General features: G+C 70.6%; 19 protein-coding genes. 13 read left to right on the forward strand and 6 right to left on the reverse strand.

Translation table 11 applies throughout. The features are described 5' to 3' along the window. Nucleotides 1–15: 15 nt before the first annotated feature. From JI742_RS03120 to JI742_RS03130, 3 genes are read left to right on the forward strand one after another with little or no spacing between them, the layout of a single operon-like run. The gene (locus JI742_RS03120; RefSeq protein ID WP_236676757.1) at nt 16–1,059 is read left to right on the forward strand and encodes a FecCD family ABC transporter permease; all 1,044 of its coding nucleotides are present in this window, start codon (nt 16–18) and stop codon (nt 1,057–1,059) included. A gap of 8 nt (nt 1,060–1,067) precedes the next feature. Next, the gene (locus tag JI742_RS03125; RefSeq protein WP_201823921.1) at nt 1,068–1,955 is read left to right on the forward strand and encodes a heme ABC transporter ATP-binding protein; all 888 of its coding nucleotides are present in this window, start codon (nt 1,068–1,070) and stop codon (nt 1,953–1,955) included. Beyond that, nucleotides 1,952–3,064 carry a substrate-binding domain-containing protein gene (locus JI742_RS03130; RefSeq protein WP_201823923.1) on the forward strand — a complete coding sequence of 371 codons (1,113 nt, stop codon included), beginning with the start codon at nt 1,952–1,954 and terminating at the stop codon, nt 3,062–3,064. The genes JI742_RS03125 and JI742_RS03130 overlap by 4 nt, the downstream gene beginning before the upstream one ends. Nucleotides 3,065–3,087: 23 nt before the next feature. Here the strand turns inward: JI742_RS03130 and JI742_RS03135 are convergent, their stop codons facing one another. From JI742_RS03135 to JI742_RS03160, 6 genes are all read right to left on the reverse strand, one after another. Then, nucleotides 3,088–4,098, reverse strand: coding sequence for a metal-dependent hydrolase (locus tag JI742_RS03135; RefSeq protein WP_201823925.1), 1,011 nt, complete (start codon nt 4,096–4,098; stop codon nt 3,088–3,090). A gap of 60 nt (nt 4,099–4,158) precedes the next feature. After that, nucleotides 4,159–4,461: a YbeD family protein gene (locus JI742_RS03140; RefSeq protein ID WP_201823926.1), complete on the reverse strand. Its 303-nt coding sequence runs from the start codon at nt 4,459–4,461 to the stop codon at nt 4,159–4,161. Between the two features lie 14 nt (nt 4,462–4,475). After that, nucleotides 4,476–5,672 carry a D-alanyl-D-alanine carboxypeptidase family protein gene (locus JI742_RS03145; protein WP_201823927.1) on the reverse strand — a complete coding sequence of 399 codons (1,197 nt, stop codon included), beginning with the start codon at nt 5,670–5,672 and terminating at the stop codon, nt 4,476–4,478. A 117-nt stretch (nt 5,673–5,789) separates the two neighbouring features. Further along, nucleotides 5,790–6,452 (reverse strand): alpha/beta hydrolase, encoded by a 663-nt coding sequence (locus JI742_RS03150; RefSeq protein ID WP_201823928.1) that lies wholly within the window; start codon nt 6,450–6,452, stop codon nt 5,790–5,792. Further along, nucleotides 6,449–6,772: a (2Fe-2S) ferredoxin domain-containing protein gene (locus tag JI742_RS03155; protein WP_201823929.1), complete on the reverse strand. Its 324-nt coding sequence runs from the start codon at nt 6,770–6,772 to the stop codon at nt 6,449–6,451. The genes JI742_RS03150 and JI742_RS03155 overlap by 4 nt, the downstream gene beginning before the upstream one ends. Nucleotides 6,773–6,804: 32 nt before the next feature. After that, nucleotides 6,805–7,899 (reverse strand): MBL fold metallo-hydrolase, encoded by a 1,095-nt coding sequence (locus JI742_RS03160; protein ID WP_201823930.1) that lies wholly within the window; start codon nt 7,897–7,899, stop codon nt 6,805–6,807. 94 nt (nt 7,900–7,993) lie between these two features. Between JI742_RS03160 and can the strand changes: the two genes are divergently transcribed. From can to JI742_RS03210, 10 genes are all read left to right on the forward strand, one after another. Continuing rightward, nucleotides 7,994–8,698, forward strand: a complete 705-nt coding sequence (gene can / locus JI742_RS03165; protein WP_201823932.1) for a carbonate dehydratase — start codon at nt 7,994–7,996, stop codon at nt 8,696–8,698. A gap of 26 nt (nt 8,699–8,724) precedes the next feature. Next, nucleotides 8,725–10,554 carry a bifunctional isocitrate dehydrogenase kinase/phosphatase gene (gene aceK, locus JI742_RS03170; RefSeq protein WP_201823934.1) on the forward strand — a complete coding sequence of 610 codons (1,830 nt, stop codon included), beginning with the start codon at nt 8,725–8,727 and terminating at the stop codon, nt 10,552–10,554. Nucleotides 10,555–10,698: 144 nt separating this feature from the next. Beyond that, entirely contained in the window at nt 10,699–11,829 is a 1,131-nt protein-coding gene (locus JI742_RS03175; RefSeq protein ID WP_201823936.1) for a TRAP transporter substrate-binding protein, read from the forward strand. A 92-nt stretch (nt 11,830–11,921) separates the two neighbouring features. Beyond that, entirely contained in the window at nt 11,922–12,542 is a 621-nt protein-coding gene (locus JI742_RS03180) for a TRAP transporter small permease subunit (protein ID WP_201823938.1), read from the forward strand. Then, a complete protein-coding gene (locus tag JI742_RS03185) occupies nt 12,539–14,563 on the forward strand; it encodes a TRAP transporter large permease subunit (protein WP_201823939.1) in 2,025 nt (674 codons plus the stop codon). The genes JI742_RS03180 and JI742_RS03185 overlap by 4 nt, the downstream gene beginning before the upstream one ends. A gap of 405 nt (nt 14,564–14,968) precedes the next feature. After that, nucleotides 14,969–15,637, forward strand: a complete 669-nt coding sequence (locus JI742_RS03190) for an RNA polymerase sigma factor (protein ID WP_201823940.1) — start codon at nt 14,969–14,971, stop codon at nt 15,635–15,637. Between the two features lie 8 nt (nt 15,638–15,645). Beyond that, a complete protein-coding gene (locus JI742_RS03195; protein WP_201823941.1) occupies nt 15,646–16,089 on the forward strand; it encodes a hypothetical protein in 444 nt (147 codons plus the stop codon). Then, nucleotides 16,086–17,933, forward strand: coding sequence for a peptidase domain-containing ABC transporter (locus tag JI742_RS03200; RefSeq protein ID WP_201823942.1), 1,848 nt, complete (start codon nt 16,086–16,088; stop codon nt 17,931–17,933). Before JI742_RS03195 ends, JI742_RS03200 begins: the two co-directional genes overlap by 4 nt. A gap of 34 nt (nt 17,934–17,967) precedes the next feature. After that, nucleotides 17,968–19,284, forward strand: a complete 1,317-nt coding sequence (locus tag JI742_RS03205) for an HlyD family type I secretion periplasmic adaptor subunit (RefSeq protein ID WP_201823943.1) — start codon at nt 17,968–17,970, stop codon at nt 19,282–19,284. A gap of 1 nt (nt 19,285) precedes the next feature. Further along, the gene (locus JI742_RS03210) at nt 19,286–20,761 is read left to right on the forward strand and encodes a TolC family protein (RefSeq protein ID WP_201823944.1); all 1,476 of its coding nucleotides are present in this window, start codon (nt 19,286–19,288) and stop codon (nt 20,759–20,761) included. Nucleotides 20,762–20,859: the final 98 nt, after the last annotated feature.

The raw sequence follows: 20,859 nt of genomic DNA on the forward strand, positions 1-20,859 counted from the left end.
CCGGCGCGCTGGCTCTTGCCGGCCCTGGCCCTGGCCCTGCTGCTGCTTGCCCTGTTGGCGGTGGGGCAGGGCGCCTATGCCATCCCGCCGCAGACCGTGCTGCACCTGCTCGGCCACAGCCTGGGCCTGGATCTCGGTCCGGTCGACATCCAGCAACTGGCGGTCCTGCAGGCCATCCGCCTGCCGCGGCTGGCGCTGGCCGTGTTGACCGGAGCCGGCTTGGCGACGGCCGGCGTACTGATGCAGGGCTTGTTCCGCAATCCCCTGGCCGACCCGACGCTGATCGGCAGCTCGGCTGGCGCGGCGCTGGCCGCTTCGGCCGTCATCGTGCTGCTGGGCCCCGGCGGGGCAGGAGGTGTGCTGCTGCTTCAGGGTCAGACCTCGAGCGCGCTGGGCTCGGCCACGCTGCCGCTGGCGGCCTTTGCGGGCAGCCTGCTGGCGACCGGACTGGTCGTGGTCATCGGCCGCGGAGGAGGCAGCGGGAGCATGTCTCTGGCCGGGGTGCTGCTGGCCGGCATCGCGGTCAATGCCCTGGCCATGGCCGGTGTCGGCTTGATGGCCTATCTGGCGAGCGACGAGCAACTGCGCACCCTGACTTTCTGGAATCTCGGTGCTCTCTCCGCTGCCAGTGGACCGGTGTTGCTGGCCGTGGCGCCCGCCGTCGGCCTGGCCCTGTTCGTCGCCTGGACCCTGGCGCCAGCGCTTAATGCCCTGGCCCTGGGCGAGGCGCGGGCGGGGCACCTTGGCCTGGCGGTCGGCCGCACCCAGGTCGGCGCGGTGCTTGCCGCTGCGCTTGCCACCGGTAGCGTGGTGGCATTCACTGGAATGATTGGTTTCATCGGTCTGGTCGCGCCGCATCTGGTGCGCCTGCTGGCCGGCCCGGATCACCGTGTGCTGATCCCCGGCGCGGCCCTGCTTGGTGCTCTGCTGGTTCTTGGCGCCGACCTCCTGGCGCGCACCCTGGTTGCACCGGCCGAGCTGCCGATCGGCCTGCTGACCGCGCTGATCGGCGGCCCTTTCTTCATTGCCCTGCTGCGCCGCGCGCGCGGCCGATCCTGAGTTCCGCCATGGCCCTGCTGCATCCGCTCGCCCGTTTCCGTCGCAAGGCGCCGCGCACCCCCTCCGGCTCGCCCCTGCTGCGCTGCCAGGGCCTGAGCCTGCGGCAGGCCGGCGGCCCCACCCTGATCGAGCCGCTCGACCTGCAACTGCGGGCCGGCGAGCTGCTGGTGCTCCTGGGCGAGAACGGCGCAGGCAAGACCAGCCTACTGCGCCTGCTGGCCGGCGAGCCGCCCGCGCCCGGCCTGCAAGTCGGCGGCACGGTTGAGCTGGCCGGCCGGCCGCTGGCCGACTGGTCGCCGCGTGCCCTGGCTCGCTGCCGTGCCGTGCTGCCCCAGCACACCGACCTGGCCTTCGACTTCCATGCGCTGGAAGTGGTCGCGCTGGCTCGCCATCCCCATGGCGATCCGCCCGCTGTCGCCCGCGCGCGGGCAGCCGAGGCCCTGGCGCAGGTCGGCGCCTCGGCCTTCGCAGGGCGTGGCCTCCGCGAACTGTCGGGCGGCGAGCGGGCGCGGGTCTTCCTGGCGGCGGCCCTGGCCCAGATCGCCTCGCCGGACGCGGCGCAGCCGCGCCTGCTGCTGCTTGACGAGCCGACGGCTGCGCTCGACCTGGCCCAGCAGCACCGCCTGCTGGCCACGGTGCGGGACCTGACGGCCGACAGCGGCGTCGGCGTGGTCGCCATCGTCCATGACTTGAACCTGGCTGCGCAGTACGCCGACCGCGTGCTCCTGCTGGCCGGAGGCCGCCGCCTCGCCGAAGGGCCGCCCGCCCGCGTGCTGCGCCCTGCGCTTATCGCCAGGGGCTTCGGCGTGCGTGCCGCCTGCCTGAGCCATCCGCTCGTACCGACGCAGGCGCTCATTGCCACCGCCCGTGCTGCGGCGCAGTGGGTGGAGGCATGAGGGCGCCGCGCGCCAGGCTGAGCTTGCAGCTCGTCGAGCCACCGCCCGACGGCCTGCCCGATCCCATCGCGCTGCAGCACCCCTTGTTTGCCCTGCTGGAGGCGCTCGACGCCCTGGGTTCGCTGCAGCACGCTGCGCGCAGCCTCGGCTTGTCCTACCGCCATTGCTGGGGTGAGCTGCACCGCTGGGAGGGGCAGCTCGGCCAGCCCCTGGTGCGCTGGGCCCGTGGCCAGCGCGCAGTGCTGACGCCCGAGGGCCGGACTCTGCTTCAGCGCGAGCGCCTGTGCCGCGCGCGCCTGAGCGGATCCATCGGCCAGTTGCAGCAGGCGCTGGATGCGCTCTTCCTGCCGGTGGATGCGCCAGTCCTGCGCCTGGCCGGTGCCGCCGATCCGCTGCTGGGTCGCTTGCAGCTTCAGGCCCGTGCCATCGGGCTGGCCTTGCCCGTCCAGCCGGCGCGTCCGGCCGAGGCCCTGCAGGCGGTGGTCCGCGGTCGCTGCGACGCTGCCGTCCTGTCCCTGCGCGAAGGCCTGCGGCGAGACGGGCCGAGCGCACGGGCGCTGCGCGCGGGACTCCGACCCGGCGCGCAGAAGCTGATCCAGCTCGGCCAGCGCAGCCTCGGTCTGATGCTGCCGCCCGGCAACCCGGACCGGGTGACCGGCTTGGCTGACCTGGACCGGCTTCCCTGCCTGCGCTCGCCCGAGGACAGTGCAGAGCATCTGACCTTGGCCGAGCTGCGCGCCCAAGCCGGGCTGCCGCCCCCGCCCGAGGGGGCGGAAGAGCCGTGCCCCGAGGCACTGGCCGAGCAGTTGCGTGCCGGGCATGCCGCCCTGGCCTTCGGCCCCGAGGTCGCGGCCCGGGCGGCTGGCCTGGACTTCCTGCCCCTGGTCCGGGAGCACTGCCTGCTGCTGATGCCGCGGGCAGCGCTGGACGCGGTTCCGGCGGCCTGCTTGCTTGCGCTGCTGGCCGGGCCAGCCTGGGCCGCGGCGCTGGCCCAGATGCCGGGATGTTCAGCGCTTGGCGCCGGCCGGGTGCTGCCGCTGGGCCGCATGCTGTCCTGGTGGCCGGTGGCGGCGCTGCGCGCAGACCGGGCCGAGGATCTGGCGGCCTGAGCCGCCGGCGGTCTCAGCTCAGCTCAACGCGGCGGCGGCAGCGGCTCGCCCAGCAGGCGCCGGCCCAGCCAGGGCAGGCCGCGTTCCAGGTCGGGCCGGCGGCCGAGCTTGCGGGTGGGCTGCAGCGGGTGCAGGCCGGCGGCGCCGCGCTCGGCCACCGCGAAGCTGAACACATAGCGCGGCTCCTGGCCCATGCGCAGGTCGGTGATGCGCAGCAGGCCGTCTTCCTCGCTGAACTTGTGGAAGCCCTTGCTGAAGGCCTGGATGCGCTGCACGCCGTCGAGCCCGGCGACCGCCGCGCCCAGGTCGAGCCGGCGCGGAAAGCGGTCGAAGGCCAGGCCCGGCCCGGCATCGAGCAAGCTGGCATAGCCTTCGTGGAAATGCTCGCCCTCGATCGCGACCACCCGCCACAACAGGGTGTTGAAGGCGGTGGGCGTGACGAGCAGGCGCTCGGCCGCGATGCCCTGGGCGGCCAGGGCCGCCTGGGCGCGTGTCGTGACCATCTGCTGGGCCAGCACCGACCAGCCCAGGTAGGCGCAGCCCAGCGCCAGGCCGATCGCATTGGCCCGCAGGCCGCCCGGCCCGCGACGCGCCAGCGCGAGCGCCAGGCCAAGCAGCAGCGGCAGGGTGTAGGCCGGGTCGATGATGAAGACGCTGCCCAGGCCGTAGGGATGGTTGGAGAAGGGCAGGGCGAGCTGGGTGCCGTAGACCGTCATCGCATCCAGCAGCGGATGCGTCAGCAGGGCCAGGGCCAGGGCCGCCCACCAGCGGCGCCACAGCGCGGCCTGGCCGTGCAGGCGGGCGACCAGCAGGGCCAGCGGCAGCGAGGCCAGGGCCAGCCAGAACAGGGCATGCGTCTCGGCCCGGTGCAGCACCATGTCGAGGATGGGGTCGCCCTGGTCGATGAAGACGTCCAGGTCCGGTAGGGTGCCGGCCACCGCGCCCCAGCAGGCGGCCCGGCCGATGCCGACCCGGCGACCGGCCACGGCGACCGCCACGCTGGCCCCGAGTGCAAGTTGCGAGACTGAATCCATGCGAGGGCTTCCCTGGGGCGGCTCCGGCGCGCGGCGCCGGAGCCCAGACGGCCTGCGGGCCTAGAGCACGACCTTGACCAGCGGGTGGCCGCTGAAGGCGCGGTAGGCGGCGTCGAGCTGCTCGCGGCTGGTGGCTTGCAGCGTCAGCGTCAGGCCCAGGTAGCGGCCACCGCGGCTGGGCCGCTGCTCGACGCTGGCTTCGTCGAAGCCCGGGTCGAACTGCCGCGCCAGGGCCACCATGGCCTCGCGGTAGCCGGGCTGGTCCAAGCCCATCACCTTGATCGGGAAGGCGCAGGGGTAGTCGATCAGCGAGGGCCGCCCGGCAGGCGGGACGGCGGACTCGGGCGGTTCGGGCAGGGCCATGGTCGAGGCGGGGTTCACTGGATCCACAGGCGCAGCGCGTCCCAGGCGCGGCCGAGCAGGCCCGACAGCGGCACCGGCTCCAGCACGACCAGCGGCAGCTCGGCCACCGGCGTGCCGGCCGGCGTGCTGACCTTGATCGTGCCGACCCGCTGGCCGGCCGAGAGCGGGGCCACCAGCGGGTCGCTGCGCTCGATCTTGGTGACCAGCTTCTCGCCCTGGCCGCGCGGCACATTGACCCGCACCGCCTGGGTGGAGCCGAGCTTGACGGTCGGCGCCGTGCCCTTCCACACCGGCACGGTGGCGGCGGCCTGGTTCGCGTCGAAGAGCTGGACCGCGTCGAAGGCGGCATAGCCCCAGTTCAGCAGCTTCTGGCTTTCGTTGGCGCGGCTGTTCATCGAGTCGGCGCCCAGCACCACGCTCAGCAGGCGGCGCTCGCCATTGGGCAGCGCGCGCTTGGCGGTGGCGATCAGGCAGTACCCAGCCTTGTCGGTGTAGCCGGTCTTGAGGCCGTCGACGGTCGGGTCGCGGTAGAGCAGCAGGTTGCGGTTGCCCTGCTTGATGCCGTTGTAGGTGTACTCCTTGATGGAGTAGTAGGGCAGCGAGTCGGGGAAGTCCTGCACCAGGCGGCTGGCGATCACGCTCAGCTCGCGGGCCGTGCTCTGGTGGCCGGGCGCGCTCAGGCCCTCGGGGTTCTTGAAGGCGGTCTGCTTCAGGCCGAAGGCCGCCGCCTGGCGGTTCATCATGTCGATGAAGCCTTCGAGCGAGCCGCCGACGCCCTCGGCCAGGGCCACGGTCGCGTCGTTGCCGCTCTGCACGATCATGCCCTTGAGCAGGTCGTCGACCCGCACCTGGCTGTTGAGCGGCAGGAAGCTGCGCGAGGCGCCGGTCATGCCGGTGCGCCAGGCGCGCTCGGAGACGGGCAGGGTCTGGTCGACCTTGAGCTTGCCGTCCTTCAGGGCCTGGAAGACCAGGTAGGCAGTCATCAGCTTGGTCAGCGAGGCCGGCTCGGTCGGCGCATCGGCATCCTTGGCGCCGAGCACCTGGCCGGTGGATACATCGAGCAGCAGCCAGGCGCGGGCGGCCACCTCCGGCGGCTGCGGCACCTGGGCGCGCGCCAGCGGCGTGGCCAGCAAGCTGCCGGCCAGCAGCAGACCCAGGGCCAGGCGGCCGGCCGAACGGAAGAGGGAGATCGTGGGGGACGGGGCAGTCATCGGGGAGGGGGCGAGGGCCGCGCCGCAGGCGCAGGCCAGGCCCGGATCGGGGCAGGGGAGGAGGGCGGAGTCACCCAGGGGCGCGCGGGTTCCGGTCGGCGGCGCAGGGGCGGGGCTTCAGGGCCGCCAGGCCTGGGCCAGCACCTGCTTCAAGCCGGTCAGTTGGCCGTGGAAAAAGTGTCCCACACCCGGCATCACGGTCACCGGGAGCTGCTGCGGGCGGGCCCAGTCCAGGGTGGCGGCCAGGGGCACGACCTCGTCGACCTCGCCGTGCACGACCAGGGTGCGGGCGCGCAGGCCCTCGGGCAGGGCCGGCACGGGCTGGCGGGCGGTGGAGGGGCCGATCAGGGCCAGGTGCTGCGGCCAATGGGCCTCGGGCAGGCGCAGCACGGCCTCGACCGCCATCCAGCCGCCGAAGCTGAAGCCGGCCAGCGCCCAGGGGCCCTCGGCCGGGCGCTCGGCGGCCAGCACGGCCAGGGTGTCCTCAAGCTCGCCACGGCCCTCGCCCCACACGCCCTCGGAGGCGCCCAGCGGCGAGGCGACGCCGCGGTAGTTGAAGCGGACCACCCGCCAGCCCCGCATCAGGCCGGCCCGCACCAAGGTCTGCACGACCTTGTTTTCCATGGTGCCGCCGTGCTGCGGATGCGGATGGCAGCAGATCAGGGTGCCGGCCGGCGCGGCGCGGCCCTCGGCCACGTCCAGCGGCTCGTCGTAGGCGCAGGCCAGGGCGCCGGCCGGGCCGGGCCGCAGGCCGACCCGGGTCTTGGCCGCGGCGCTCAACGGCCGACCTCGGGCGGCAGCCGCAGTCGCTCGACGACCTGGCCCTGGCCCAGGTGCTGCTCCACGATCTCGTCGATGTCGCTCTTGTCGACGAAGCTGTACCAGACGGCCTCGGGATAGACGACGGCGACCGGGCCGCCAGCACAACGGTCCAGGCAGCCGGCCTTGTTGACCCGCACGCCGCCGGGGCCGGCCAGGCCGGCCGCCTTCACGCGCTGCTTGCAGTGGTCGAAGGCGGCCTGCGCATCTTGGTCGGCGCAGGCGGCTTCGCCGTCGCGCTTGTTCAGGCAGAAGAAGATGTGGCGCTGGTAATAGCTCATGGCCGGGATTCTCGGGCAGCGGCGGCGGCCCCTCAGGCGGCGCGGAAGTGCCAGACGCCGTCGGCATCGGCCTCGCGCCGCAAGCGGCCGGCATGCCACAGGCGGTGCAGGTGGGCGATGGACTCGCCCATGGCGAAGCTGGTCTGGTGCAGGTCCAGCGGCCGGCGGAAGAGCAAGGGCAGCAACTGGTAGGCGGTGCAGGGCGCGGCGCGGCAGGCGGCCTCGACCACGGCCAGGCGCTCGGCATGGTGGGCCTGCAAGGCGTCGATGCGCTCGTGCAGGCCGCCGGCCCCGGCCGGCGCCCCCGCCACGCGGCCGAAGGGCAGGCCGTGCGAGGGCAGCACCAGGGTGTCGGCCGGCAGGGCGCGGAAGCGCTCGATCGAATCGAGGAAGAGGCCCAGGGCATCGGCCTCGGGCTCGGTCTCGGGCACGCCGACGTTGGTGGAGATGCGCGGCAGCATCATGTCGCCGCCGATCAGCAGCGGCGGGCTGCCCGCCTGCGCGGGCCGGAACAGGGCCATGTGCTCGGGCGCATGGCCGTAGCCGGCGATCGGCGTCCAGGCCTGGCCGCCGATCGTCAGCGGCCGGCCGTCGAGCAGGCGCTGGTAGCTGGCCGGCACGGCCGGCACCAGGCGGGCATAGAGGCCGCTGCGGGCGCGGATGCCGTCGAGCACGGCCTCGTCGCTCACGCCATGACGCGCGTAGTGGGCGGCCAGCGCCCGGTTGTCGGGCGCGGCGGCGCCGCAGGCGCGCTGCGCGCTGAGCCAGTCCCCCGCGCTGATGGCCAGCGGCACGCCGTGCTGCGCGCACAGCCAGTGCGCGAGGCCGAGGTGGTCGGGATGCATGTGGGTCGCGATCACCCGGCTCAGCGGCCGGCCGCCCAGCGGGCCGTCGAGCAAGGCCTGCCAGCGGGCGCGGGTGGCCGGATCGTCCAGGCCGGTGTCGACCACGGCCCAGGCAGCCTGGCCGGCGGCCTCGTCGTCCAGCAGCCAGAGGTTGATGTGATCCAGCGCGAAGGGCAGCGGCATGCGCAGCCACTGCAAGCCGGGGGCGAGGGGCAGCAAGCCGCCGGGGGGCGGCAGCCGGTCGCCCAGGGGGTGGTGGAGGCGGACGTTGGGGGCGGGCATGGGCGGTGGCTGGGGCAGCGATCGTTCAGCCGGCCTTGTACACGGCCGGCCGGTGGGGTGGCCGCAGGGGCCGGGAACTTGGCACACTCGCGGCATGAATCACGACGCCACCCCGGGCCTCGGCCCCCTCTTCAAGCGCAACCGTGAATGGGCCGCCCGCACCGAGGCCGCCGATCCCGGTTTCTTCAGCCGCCTGCAGAAGCAGCAGACCCCCGAGTACCTGTGGATCGGCTGCGCCGACAGCCGGGTGCCGGCCAACGAGATCGTCGATCTCGCACCGGGCGAGCTCTTCGTGCACCGCAATGTGGCCAATGTGGTCGCGCATTCGGACCTGAACTGCCTGTCGGTCGTGCAGTTCGCGGTCGACCTGCTCAAGGTCAAGCATGTGATGGTGGTCGGCCACTATGGCTGCAGCGGCGTGAAGGCGGCCATGCTCGGGTCCCGCGTCGGCCTGGCCGACAACTGGCTGCGCCATGTGCAGGACGTGCGCCAGAAGCATGCCGACTGGCTTTACAGCCTGCCCGATCCCGAGATCGGCCACGAGGCCCTGTGCGAGCTGAACGTGCTGGAGCAGGTCTACAACCTGGGCCAGACCACCGTGCTGCTGGACGCCTGGCAGCGCGGCCAGTCGGTGACGATTCATGCGCTGGTCTACGGCTTGCGAGACGGTTTCCTCAACGATCTGCAGTTCTCGGCCACCGACCTGGAATCGCTGCTGCAAGGCCATGCCGATGCGGTGAAGGCCCTCAAGCAGCGCTATGCCGACCGGCTGGCCGCCCCGAACCCGCCCGCGCGCTGAAGCGCGCCCTTGCCTGAACGCTGCCGATGTTCCCGTCCGCCCTCGATGACACGCGAGCCTTCGACATCGCCCAGGCGCTGATCGAGGGTTTCAACCGCCACTACCGCCTCTTCCGCCAGACCAGCGCCGAGGCCAAGCAGCGCTTCGAGGCTGCCGACTGGCACGGCCAGCAGCGCGCGCAGCGCGAGCGCATCGAGTACTACGACCAACGGGTGGCCGAGGCGGCCGAGCGCCTGGAGACCGAGTTCGAAGCCGGCCAGCTCAGCACGACGACCTGGCAGCAGGTCAAGCTGCACTACATCGGCCTGCTGACCGACCACATGCAGCCCGAGCTGGCCGAGACCTTCTTCAACTCGGTCACGACCAAGATCCTGCACCGCGGCTACTTCCGCAACGAGTTCATCTTCGTGCGGCCGGCGCTGAGCACCGAATACATCGAGAACCTGGAGCCGGCCTCGCAGCCGACCTACCGCGCCTACTACCCGACCCGCCAGAACCTGCGCGAGACGGTGCGCCAGGTCATCGAGCATTTCGAGCTGGCCCTGCCCTTCGAGGACTTGGACGGCGATGTCTCGCACATCCTCGACGCGGTGCTGGAGCGGCTGGGCGACGGCCGGCTGAAGACCAACTTCCAGATCCAGGTGCTGTCCAGCCTGTTCTACCGGAACAAGGGCGCCTACCTGGTCGGCAAGATCGTCAACGGCTTCGTCGAGACGCCCTTCGCGCTGCCCATCCTGCACAACCGGCACGGCCGGCTCTACATCGACGCGGCCCTGTTCGGCGTCGACGACATGCTGCTGCTGTTCAGCTTCGCGCGGGCCTACTTCATGGTCGACATGGCCATTCCCAGCGCGACCGTGCAGTTCCTGCGCAGCCTCATGCCGCGCAAGCCCAAGGCCGAGCTGTACAACGCGCTGGGCCTGCAGAAGCACGGCAAGAACCTGTTCTACCGCGACTTCCAGTACCACCTGCGGCACTCGACCGACAAGTTCCGCATCGCCCCGGGCATCAAGGGCATGGTGATGCTGGTCTTCGACCTGCCGTCCTTTCCCTTCGTCTTCAAGGTCATCAAGGACTTCTACCCGCCGCAGAAGGAAACCAGCCGCGAGCTGATCCAGAGCAAATACCTGCTGGTCAAGCAGCATGACCGCGTCGGCCGCATGGCCGACACGCTCGAATACAGCACCGTGGCCTTTCCGCGCGCCCGCTTCGAGGATGAACTGGTCGCCGAACTCAAGCACTTCTGCCCCAGCGTGCTGGAGGAGGAGGGCGACAGCCTGATCATCCGGCACCTCTACATCGAGCGTCGCATGGTGCCGCTCAACATCTACTTGCAGGAAGCCCGCCCCGACCAGATGGAGCATGCCGTCGTCGAATACGGCAATGCGATCAAGGATCTGGTGTCCGCCAACATCTTCCCGGGCGACATGCTGTGGAAGAACTTCGGCGTGACCCGCCACGGCAAGGTGGTCTTCTACGACTACGACGAGATCGAGTACATCACCGACTGCAACTTCCGCCGCGTGCCCACGCCGCGCAACGAGGAAGACGAGATGTCGGGCGAGATCTGGTACGCCGTCGGCCCCCGGGATGTCTTCCCCGAGACCTTCGGCCCCTTCCTGCTCGGCCACCCGGGGGTGCGCGAGATCTTCATGAAGTACCACGCCGATCTGCTCGACGTGGACTTCTGGCAGTCGCACAAGGACCGCATCGGTGGCGGACACGTGCATGATGTGTTCCCCTACGAGCAGCGGCGGCGCTTCCGCCACCGCATCGGCCAGCCTTTCTCCAGCATCGACGAGCCGCTGCCCGTGCTGCCGCCGGGCGCGACCGATAACGGTTACAACCCGCTCTGAGGCGCGGGGTCAGCCCGGGAAAGCCCGGGGGGCCATGTACGTGGTTCCCGCAGGCGCCCTTCCGGACGGGCTCCCTAGCATCCGCCCTTCGGCCCCACCCCCGGCGCAGGCCCAGCCTGCGCTCACCCGACCCGAGGAGACACCATGAGCGATTTCCAAGCCAAGAAGAGCCCCGGCGCCCCGCGCCGCCGCTTCCTGAAGAAGGCGTCTGCAGGCGCCGTGGGCGCGACCGCCCTGGCCGCACCGATGATCTCCAAGGCGGAGACCGTCACCCTGCGCTTCCAGAGCACTTGGCCGGCCAAGGACATCTTCCACGAGTACGCGCTGGACTTCGCCAAGAAGGTCAACGACATGGCCGGCGGCCGCCTCAAGATCGAGGTGCTTCCTGCCGGTTCGGTGGTGCCGGCCTTCCAGATGCTGGATGCCGTGCACAAGGGCACCCTCGACGGCGGCCACGGCGTGATCGCCTACTGGTACGGCAAGAACTCGGCCCTGGCCCTGTGGGGCTCGGGCCCGGCCTTCGGCATGGACCCGAACATGGTCCTGGCCTGGCACAACTACGGCGGCGGCCGGGATCTCGTGGCCGAGATCTACAAGTCCCTGAACCTGGACGTGGCCAGCTTCATGTACGGCCCCATGCCCACCCAGCCCCTGGGCTGGTTCAAGAAGCCGATCGCCAAGGCCGAGGACATGAAGGGCCTGAAGTTCCGCACCGTCGGCCTGGCCGTGGACGTGTTTACCGAGATGGGCGTGGCCGTCAACCCGCTGCCCGGCGGCGAGATCGTCCCGGCGCTGGACCGCGGCCTGATCGACGCGGCCGAGTTCAACAATGCCTCGTCCGACCGCCTGCTCGGCTTCCCCGACGTGACCAAGAACTGCATGCTGCAAAGCTTCCACCAGAGCGGCGAGCAGTTCGAGATCCTCTTCAACGGTCCGAAGTACCGCAGCCTGCCTGCCGAACTGCGCTCGATGATCGACTACGCCGTGCAGGCCTCCAGCGCCGACATGAGCTGGAAGGCCATCCATCGCAACTCGACCGACTACGCCGAGATGAAGAAGGCGGGCGTCAAGTTCTACAAGACGCCGGACGCCATCCTGCGTGCCCAGCTCGAAGCCTGGGACAAGACCATCGAGAAGAAGTCGGCCGAGAACCCGCTGTTCAAGAAGGTGCTCGACTCGCAGCGGGCCTTCGCCCAGCGCTGCGGCCAGTGGCAGAACGACTACTCGGTGGACTTCACCATGGCCTTCAACCACTACTTCGGCCGCAAGGGCTGACACCGGCCCGCATGACGGGCTGAAGCAAGCGGGGGCGCCACGATGGCGCCCCTGTCGCTTTCTCGGCCCGCCCTGAAGAACGAGGATCTGCGATGCAAAAGTTGCTGCTCGCCGTCGACCGCCTGTCCACAGGCTTCGGCAAGCTGTGCGCCTGGACGGTGGTCCTGCTCACCCTGTTGATTTCCTGGGAGGTCTTCTCCCGCTACGCGCTGAACACCCCGCATGCCTGGGTGCTGGACGCGCAGATCATGCTCTACGGCACCCTGTTCATGACGGCCGGTGCCTACACGCTGAGCAAGAACGGCCATGTGCGCGGCGACGTGCTCTACGGCTTCTTCCAGCCGCGCACCCAGGCCTCCATCGACCTGCTGCTCTACATCCTCTTCTTCTTGCCGGGCATCGTCGCGCTGACCTGGGCCGGCTGGACCTTCGCGCAGGAGTCGCTCGCAATCCGCGAGCAGACCTTCTCGGCCGATGCCCTGCCGCTCTATCCCTTCAAGTTCGTGATCCCCGTGGCCGGCGCCGTGCTGCTGCTGCAGGGCCTGGTCGAGATCGTGCGCTGCGTGATCTGCCTGCGCGATGGCGTCTGGCCCTCGCGCGAACAGGACGTCGAGGAAGTCGACGTCGACAAGCTCAAGGAAATGGTCCAGGTGAAGGACGAAGACATTGCCGCGCTCGACGCCCTGGGCGCCAAGAAAGGGGGCCAGGCATGAAGCTGCGCAAGGAACTGTGGTTCGGCTTCTCGCTGATGGCGATCATCGTCGCCGCGGCCGGGGCCATGCTGATCAGCGTGGACACCATCACCAATGGCCACATCGGCCTGCTGATGCTCTCGCTGGTGGTCGTGGCGATCATGCTGGGCTTCCCCACCGCCTTCACGCTGATGGGCATGGGCATGCTCTTCACCTGGATCGCCTACGAGGAGAACACCACCAAGACCCTGGACCTGATGGTCCAGTCGGCCTACAAGGTGATGAGCAATGACGTGCTCATCTCAATCCCGCTCTTCGTCTTCATGGGCTACCTGGTCGAGCGGGCCAACCTGATCGAGAAGCTGTTCAAGAGCCTGCACCTCTCGCTGTCTCGCGTGCCCGGCTCGCTCGCCGTGGCCACGCTGGTGACCTGCGCGGTCTTCGCCACCGCGACCGGCATCGTCGGTGCGGTGGTGACGCTGATGGGCCTGCTGGCCCTGCCCGCCATGCTGCGGGCGGGCTACAGCGTGCCGCTGTCGGCCGGGGCCATCACGGCCGGCGGCTGCCTGGGCATCCTGATTCCGCCTTCGGTGCTGCTCATCGTCTATGGCGCCACGGCCGGTGTCTCGGTCGTCAAGCTCTACGCCGGCGCCTTTTTCCCCGGCCTGATGCTGGCGGGCCTGTACATCCTCTACGTCATCATCGTGGCCAAGGTGAAGCCCGAGCTGGCGCCGCCGCTGAGTGCCGCCGAGCGGGCTGTGCCCCTGCCCCAGCCGCTCAAGGCAGTCGGCGCCACGCCCGATCGCCGCGTGCTGCCCATGCTGCTGGGCGCCCTCAAGGGTCGCCGCAATGCCGAGGTGCCGACCGGCTACCTGCTCAAGCAGCTTTTCGTTGCGCTGCTGCCGGCCTTGCTGGTGCTGCTGGTCGCGCTGGCGGCCTATCCGCGGGCGCCTTCGGCCGACGACGCAGCGGCCGCCGAGCCCGCCCTGCAGGAGATCGGCGCCGCCACCGAGCGCCGGGCCGACAACGGCGGCCTGGCCGAGCCGCCCGGGGCATCGGGCGGGCTGAGCGAGCCGCCCGGCGCGTCGGGTGGCTTGAGCGAACCGCCGGGCGCTTCGGCTGGGTTGAGCGAGCCCCCGGGCGCTTCGGGCGGGCTCAGCGAGCCGCCGGGTGCTGCCGGCGGCCTGAGCGAGCCCCCGGGTGCCGCGCCCGCCGCGGCGCCGAGCGGCGGCCTGGCCGAACCGGGCCTGGCCGAGCCCGGCGCGCCCGAGGCGCCGGCCGCGGCGGTCGGCCCCTCGCAGAACTACTGGATCGGCGTGGGCGTGGCCGGCCTCGCGCTGCTGGCCTACTACGGGATCCTCAGCACGACGCGCTTCGAGATCTTCAAGATGCTGCTGTCGAGCTTCTTCCCGCTGCTGATCATGATCCTGGCGGTGCTCGGCTCCATCGTCTTCGGCCTGGCGACGCCGACCGAAGCGGCGGCCATCGGCGCCCTGGGCGGCTTCCTGCTGGCGGCGGCCTACAAGCAGCTCAACTTCACCGTGGTCAAGGAGTCGGTTTACCTGACGGCCAAGACCTCGGCCATGGTCTGCTGGCTGTTCGTGGGCTCGGCCATCTTCTCGGCGGCCTTCGCCCTGCTGGGCGGGCAGGAACTGGTCGAGAACTGGGTGCTCGGCATGAACCTGAGCAAGACCGAGTTCCTGATCCTGAGCCAGGTGATCATCTTCGTGCTGGGCTGGCCGCTGGAGTGGACGGAGATCATCGTGATCTTCATGCCCATCTTCATCCCGCTGCTGGACAACTTCGGCGTCGATCCGCTGTTCTTCGGCCTGCTCGTGGCGCTGAACCTGCAGACCGCCTTCCTGAGCCCGCCGGTGGCCATGAGCGCCTTCTATCTGAAGGGCGTGGCCCCCAAGCACGTGACGCTGAACCAGATCTTCAGCGGCATGCTGCCCTTCATGGGCATCCAGGTGATCGCGATCGTGCTGCTCTACGTCTTCCCCGAGATCGGCCTGTGGCTGCCGCAAGTGCTCTACAAGTGATCGGGTCGGCGCGGCCTCGCTGAGGCCGCGCTGGACGCAGGCTGGCCCGGCCCCGCCGCGCAGGATTCATCACTTCCCGCGCGGAACGGGGGGTGAGGGCCTGAAAGCTCACCCGAAAGCGGGGGTATTGCCGGTATATTGCGGCGCTCGGCGGCTGGAGGCTCTTGTCTAGCTGTCGGTTTGTAATGTTCCCCGGGACGCAGGAAACGGATGCATCCGTTTCTCGCCCGAGCGGCCATGCCGGACCCACGGGGTGCGGCGCGGTCGCCGGACCGGCCGGGGCCAGGCCACACCCTCGTCTGTCAACCGCTCCGGGGCCCGGATGTCGATCTGCCCGCGTCTTCCTGCTGTGCATCGCGCCCTGCCACCGGTCCGGGCGGGTTTCATGCTTTCGCGGATGCCGGCATGAACACCCTGGTGCTGCCGACCGGCCTGGAGGGCGTCGCAGGCGCCGCCCTGCGGGTGGCCTTGCCGGTGTCCGAGCCGGAGCGCATCGACCTGCTGATCCGCCGCATTCAGGATCGCGACCGCCAAGCCCTGCGCGAGCTTTATCTGGGCTACAGCACCCGCATTCGTAACTATGCGATGCGTGTGTTGCACGACGAGCACGCGGCCGAGGACGTCGCACATGACGTTTTTCTGCGGGTCTGGCGCTACGCTTCGTCCTACGATCCGCAGAAGGTGGGTCGGCCCGAGGCCTGGCTGTTCCAGATCGCCCGCAACCAGGCGATGAACCATGCCGTGCAACGGGCCAAGGTCATCCAGCTTGATCAAGAAGACGGCGAGTCCGCCGACATCACGGCATGGCAGGACGGTCACGAAGATGGCCGCGACCGCCTTTTCGACCGGGTCAGCGCCCGCAGCGAAGCCTTTGCCCAGGCCCTGCGTGCTCTGCCTTCCCACTACCGTCAGGTGCTGTTCTTGCGGTTCCACCACGATTTGTCCAATCCCGAGATCGCAGCCCAGCTCGGCCTGCCCGTCGGCACGGTCAAGACCTGGTTGCGTCGCGGCCTGATCCACCTGCGCGCCACGCTGCGGGTCGAGATCGCGCCCAGCGCCGGGAGCGCGGAATGAGCCAGCCCATGCCGACCTCCGAGGTCATCGCCGGCCTGCTCGCGCTGGGCGTGCTGCGGCCCGAGGAAGTCCGTGCGGTCGAGCCCCTGCTGAGCGGTCATCCGGACATGCGCGGCCGGCTCGATGCCTGGCAGCGCGCGGTCCAGGATGCCGGCCTGGCCGAAGTCGACGCCGACGGGGAGGGCGACGATGCCTGGTCGCGCCTCGAAGCCCAGTTGAGCCGCGAAGCCGAGCAGCGCTTGCTGCTGCTTCAGCGCTACCCCGAATTCCGTGACGAGGCCCTGCGCCTGGTCGCCCTGCTTCGCCTGCTGCTCCGGCGGCTGCGCGAGCTTCGCCAAGCCCAGGCCCAGGGCCTGGCGCTGGATGCCCCCGCGAGCGCCCGCGCTGCCGGACCACGCGGGCTTGGGGGCGGCTTCCCGTCCGGTTTCCGCAACGAGGATGCCTCGCCGTGATTGAATTTCTGCTTCCCGAGCGCCTGCGCGCCAAGGGCGGGCTGGTGGATGCCGCAGTCGGCGGACAACTGTCCCGCGGTTTCTCCGATGCCCGAAAGCTGCTCAAGGTGTCGGCCCTGCTGTCGGCGCCGATCGGCCTGCTGGCCCTGCTGCCCTCGGTGTTCACGCTGGAGGTCTATGACCGCGTGATCTACCGCCACGGCATGTCGACCCTGATTGCGCTGCTGGCCGGCGTGGCGGTGGCTGTGGCCATCGAGTGGATGCTGCGCCGCGGCCGTTCGCGGCGCCTGCGCGAGGCCGGGGCCTCGATCGACTGGTCGCTGCAGGGCGCCCTGCTCGAACGCATGCTGAACCAGCCGCTGCGCGCGCTGGAGGAGCGCACCGCCGCGGCCTGGATGGCGCTGTTCCGCGATGCGAGCGCGGTGCGGGTGCTGCTCACCGGCGTGATCGTGCAGTCCATCTTCGACCTGCCGGTGGCGCTGTTCGCCCTGGTCATCATCGGCATCGTCGCGCTGCCGGTGCTGCCGGTGGTGCTGATCGCCCTGCTGGTCTTCAGCGTGATGGCCTGGTGGCTGGCCGACGAGGTCAAGTCGGGCAAGGTGCTGGAGCTTCAGCGCGCCCGCAACCTCGACATGCTCACCGCGGAAGTCTGCCGAGCCCGCGAATCGGTCAAGTCGCTCGCCCAGCAGACCGCCGTGATCAAGCAGTGGCGCGACAACTACGAGAGCTGGCTGGCCGAGAGCTACACCAAGAGCGGCGAGATCGAGGAATCGCGCGAGCTTTCGCACTCGATGCTGATCATCACCTCGGTGGCCATCACCGCTTTCGGCGCGCTGGCGGTGGTCAACCAGTGGATGACGATCGGCGGCCTGATTGCCGCCAACATGCTGGCGCTCAAGGCCATCTCGCCGATCTCCAACCTGGCCGGCGCCTGGCGCCAGCTCGCGCACTCGATCGAGGCGGCCAACCGCCTGCGGACCGTCTTCGAATCCGAGGTCGAGCTGGGCCGCGGTGAACTGGAGGTGCCGCGCCCGAACGGCCGCGTGGTGCTGGATCGCGTGACCTTCCGCTTCGCGCCCGAGCTCGACCCGATCATCAACGAGGTCTCGCTCAGCCTGGAGCCGCGGCAGTTCTATGCCATCGTCGGCCGCAACGGCGCGGGCAAGTCCACCCTGCTCAAGTTGCTGGCCGGCCTCTACCGGCCCGAGCAGGGCCGCCTGCTGCTGGGCGACTACGACCTGCAGCAGTTCTCCCGCGAGGAGACGGCGAGCTGGATCGGCACGCTGTCGCAGAACGTCTACTTCCTCGACGGCTCGATTGCCGACCAGCTACGCCGCGTGGCGCCGGACGCGACCGACGACCAGATCGTCCGCGCCTGCCAGCTTGCCGGGGCGCATGCCTTCATCGCCAAGCTGCCGCGCGGCTACAACACCCAGCTTCGCGAGGGCGGCCGGGCGCTGTCGGCCGGCGAGCGGCGCAAGATCGCGCTGGCCCAGGTGCTGCTGCGCAATCCGGTGGTGCTGGTGCTCGACGAGCCGACCAATGACCTGGACCACGAAAGCGAGCTGCAACTCATTGCCGCGCTCAAGTCCATCGCCCGCATCCGAACGGTGCTGGTCGTGACGCATTCCGCCCGCATGGTGGCCAATGCCGATGCGGCGCTCTCGGTGATCGGCGACGGCTCGGTGCTCAAGATCGGCACCGACGAGGCGCTGGCCACCTATTTCTCCAACGTCGCCAACGCGGCGGCCCGCAACACCCCTGCCGCCGCACCCGTGAACGGTGCCGCGCCGGTGACGGTGACCTTGCCGACGGCCCCCGGCGTGGGCGCGCGGGCCGCCTGAGCGCGCCCCGATTCCCGAAGTCCACGGAGACCGCGTGCCAGGATCCAACGCCGAACAGTTTCTCGAACGTCTCAAGCGCAAGCAGGACGAACCCCCGCCCCAAGGCTGGCGAGCCTGGGGCCCCAAGGTGGCCCTCGCCGCCGTGCTGACGGCCCTGGCCGTGGCGCTCTTCATTCCGGTGGAGTCGACCATCACGGCATCCGGCCAGATCGTGCCCTCGGCCCGGACCAAGACCGTGCAGCACCTGGAGGGCGGCATCGTCGGCGAGGTGCTGGTCAAGGACGGCCAGCAGGTCCAGGCCGGCGACGAGCTGCTGCGCATCGACCTCGGTGCCGCCGGTCTGAACCTGGAGGAGATCACCGCCAAGGTCGCCGCCTTGCGGGCCGCCCAGCTTCGGCTGACGGCCGAGTCCACCGGCGCGGCGCTGGCGGCCTCGGCTTTCCCCGAGGACATCCCGCCCGAGGTCCGCGATGCCGAGCTTCAGGCCTATCGCGCCCGACTGCTGGAGCAGGACGGCCAGGTGCTGGCCGCGCGCTCGCAGGTGCAGATCCACGCCAGCCGCGGCGAGGAGATCCAGGCCAAGATTGAAGGCCTGAAGATCCGCGTCGAGATCCTCAAGAGCGAATACGACCTGACCGCCCAGCTCGCCCGAGAGAAGCTCGTGGCCGAGCTGGAGGCCCTTCAGCTCCGCAAGGAGTACGAGACCGCAAGGGCCGAGCTGAGCAGCACCCGGCAGGGCCTGATCTCGGCCCAGGCGGCGGCCAATGAGGCGCGCGGCAAGCTGGCCGAGGCCGAGGGCCGCTTCCGCCGCCGCGCGGCCGAGGAACTGCTGACCACCGAGCGCAACCTGTCGACCGCCAGCGAGGACCTGCGCCGGGCGCGCAGCCAGCGCGAGCGCACCAGCATCACGGCGCCGGCCACCGGCATCGTCAAGGGCCTGCGCTCGGGCCAGCCGGGCTGGGTCGTCAAGCCGGGCGAGCAGGTGCTGGAGATCGTGCCGACCGATGCGCTGATCGAGGTCGAGGCCCGCCTCAAGCCGGCCGATCGCGGCCTCGTCACCCCCGGCATGCCGGTGAAGATCAAGGTCTCGGCCTACGACTTCCTGCGCTATGGCGCCCTGGACGGCAAGGTGCTGCGCATCGCCGCCGACGCCGACAAGCTGCCCGACAGCCAGGAGAGCTACTTCAAGATGGTGGTCGAGACCGAGGGCACCTCGCTGGGCGAGGAGAAGCAGCCGGTCACGGCCGGCATGCAGGCCGATGTGGATGTGATCATCGGCCACCAGCCTTTCATCTGGTTCCTGCTGCGGCCGGTGCTCAAGGTCGGGGCCGAGGCCTTCCGGGAGCCCTGAGATGGTCCGCTGCCCCTTGCCCCTGCGCCTTCGTCCGCTGTTGCTGGCCTTGCTGGTCGCGGGCCTGGCGACGCCGGCTGCCGCCGTGTCCCCGGAAGTCGAGGCCATGGCCGAGCGCCTGGCCACCCTGGTGCGCAGCGCCCCGGAGGTGCAGCAGGCGCAGGCCGAGATCGCCGCCAGCCAGGCCGAGGTCCGCGCGGCTGAAGTGGCGCGCTACCCCCGCTTCGGCATCGACACGGTCTTCGGCAATGTCGTGACCGACCTCGGCAACGACCGCGACCGGCGGGCCGATGTCCGCGTCGTCCCGAACGTCGCCGTCACCGTCTTCGATGCAGGCAAGGCGGGCGCGCGGGTCCGCGCGGCGCGCAAGGGCGTGGCCGCTTCCGAGGCCTTCGCTCGCAAGGCGGCCGAGACCGTGGTGCTCGACACCCTCACCGCCTACTTGCAGGTGCTGCGCTTCGGCCTGCTGGCCGAGGTCGGCAGCTCGTCCGAAACGGCGCTGCGCGAGCTGATGGCGTTGGAAGAGCGCAAGGCCGAGCTGGGGGGCGCCGGTCTCACCGACGCCCGGCTGGCCTCGTCGCGCATGGCCCTGTCCGCCAACCGGGTGCTGCAGTTCCGCCTCAACCTCGAAGAGGCCAGCGCCCGCTTCACCGCCCTGTTCGGCGTGTCACCTCGCCTGGACACCCTGCCCGTGGTTCGCATCCCGGGCGACTGGCTGAGCGGGGGCTTCGACGACTCGCTGCGCATCGCCCTGCTGCTCAATCCCGACCTGCGCGAGGCCTCGTCCCGACTGGAGCAGGCCCAGGAGCGCCTGGAAGCCGAACGCGCCGGCCGCTTCCCGGCGGTCGACCTCACGGTGAGCAAACGTTACGAGTTCCCGGGTGGCTTCACCGAGAAGCCGACCTTCGGCTTCCGCATGGCCCTGGGCTCGGGCACCTTTTTCGAAAGCGCCGCCAAGGTTCAGCGTGCCGAGGCCGAGGTCGGCAGCCAGGACCAGCGCCGCCAGGCCCTGCTGCGCGATGTGACCCAGGCCGCCAGCGCCGCCTGGCGACGCGCCCGGCTGGGCGGCCAGCGCGAAGACCTGTTGCAGACGGCGGCCAATGAATCCGTCGCTGTCTTCCGCGCCCGCAAGCGCCTGAATGCCGCGGGCCGGGAGACGACGCTGGCCATGCTCGACGCCCAGGTCGAGGCCAACAATGTGCTGATCGACTGGGTGAACGCCGTGTTCGACCAGCGCCTCAACGAGCTCAAGCTGGCCAAGGAGGTCGGCAAGCTTCTGCCGCCCGAAGGCGGCGAGGGCGACTGGGCCCGCGCCCTGTTCACCGACGAAGATTTCCGCGCCGGCGTGCGCGAGCTGCTGCGCAATGCCGTGCCCGGCCCGGCCGTGCTGCAGGCCGAGCGCAAGCCGGCGGTGCCGGTTCGCCTCGGCGCCTGGGCGGGTGCCTTGTCCCTGCGACTCGATCCCGCGCGGCCCTGAGGCCCGTGCGGCCCGACCCGGGCGCCGGTCGGCCGCAACGGAAACAGACGGATTCAATTCGCCCCGAGCGGGGCGAATCCTCCGGCTCCTCCCTTCGG

The sequence above is a fragment of the Piscinibacter lacus genome, assembly GCF_016735685.1.
In the GTDB taxonomy this organism is placed as follows: Bacteria; Pseudomonadota; Gammaproteobacteria; order Burkholderiales; family Burkholderiaceae_C; genus Aquariibacter; species Aquariibacter lacus.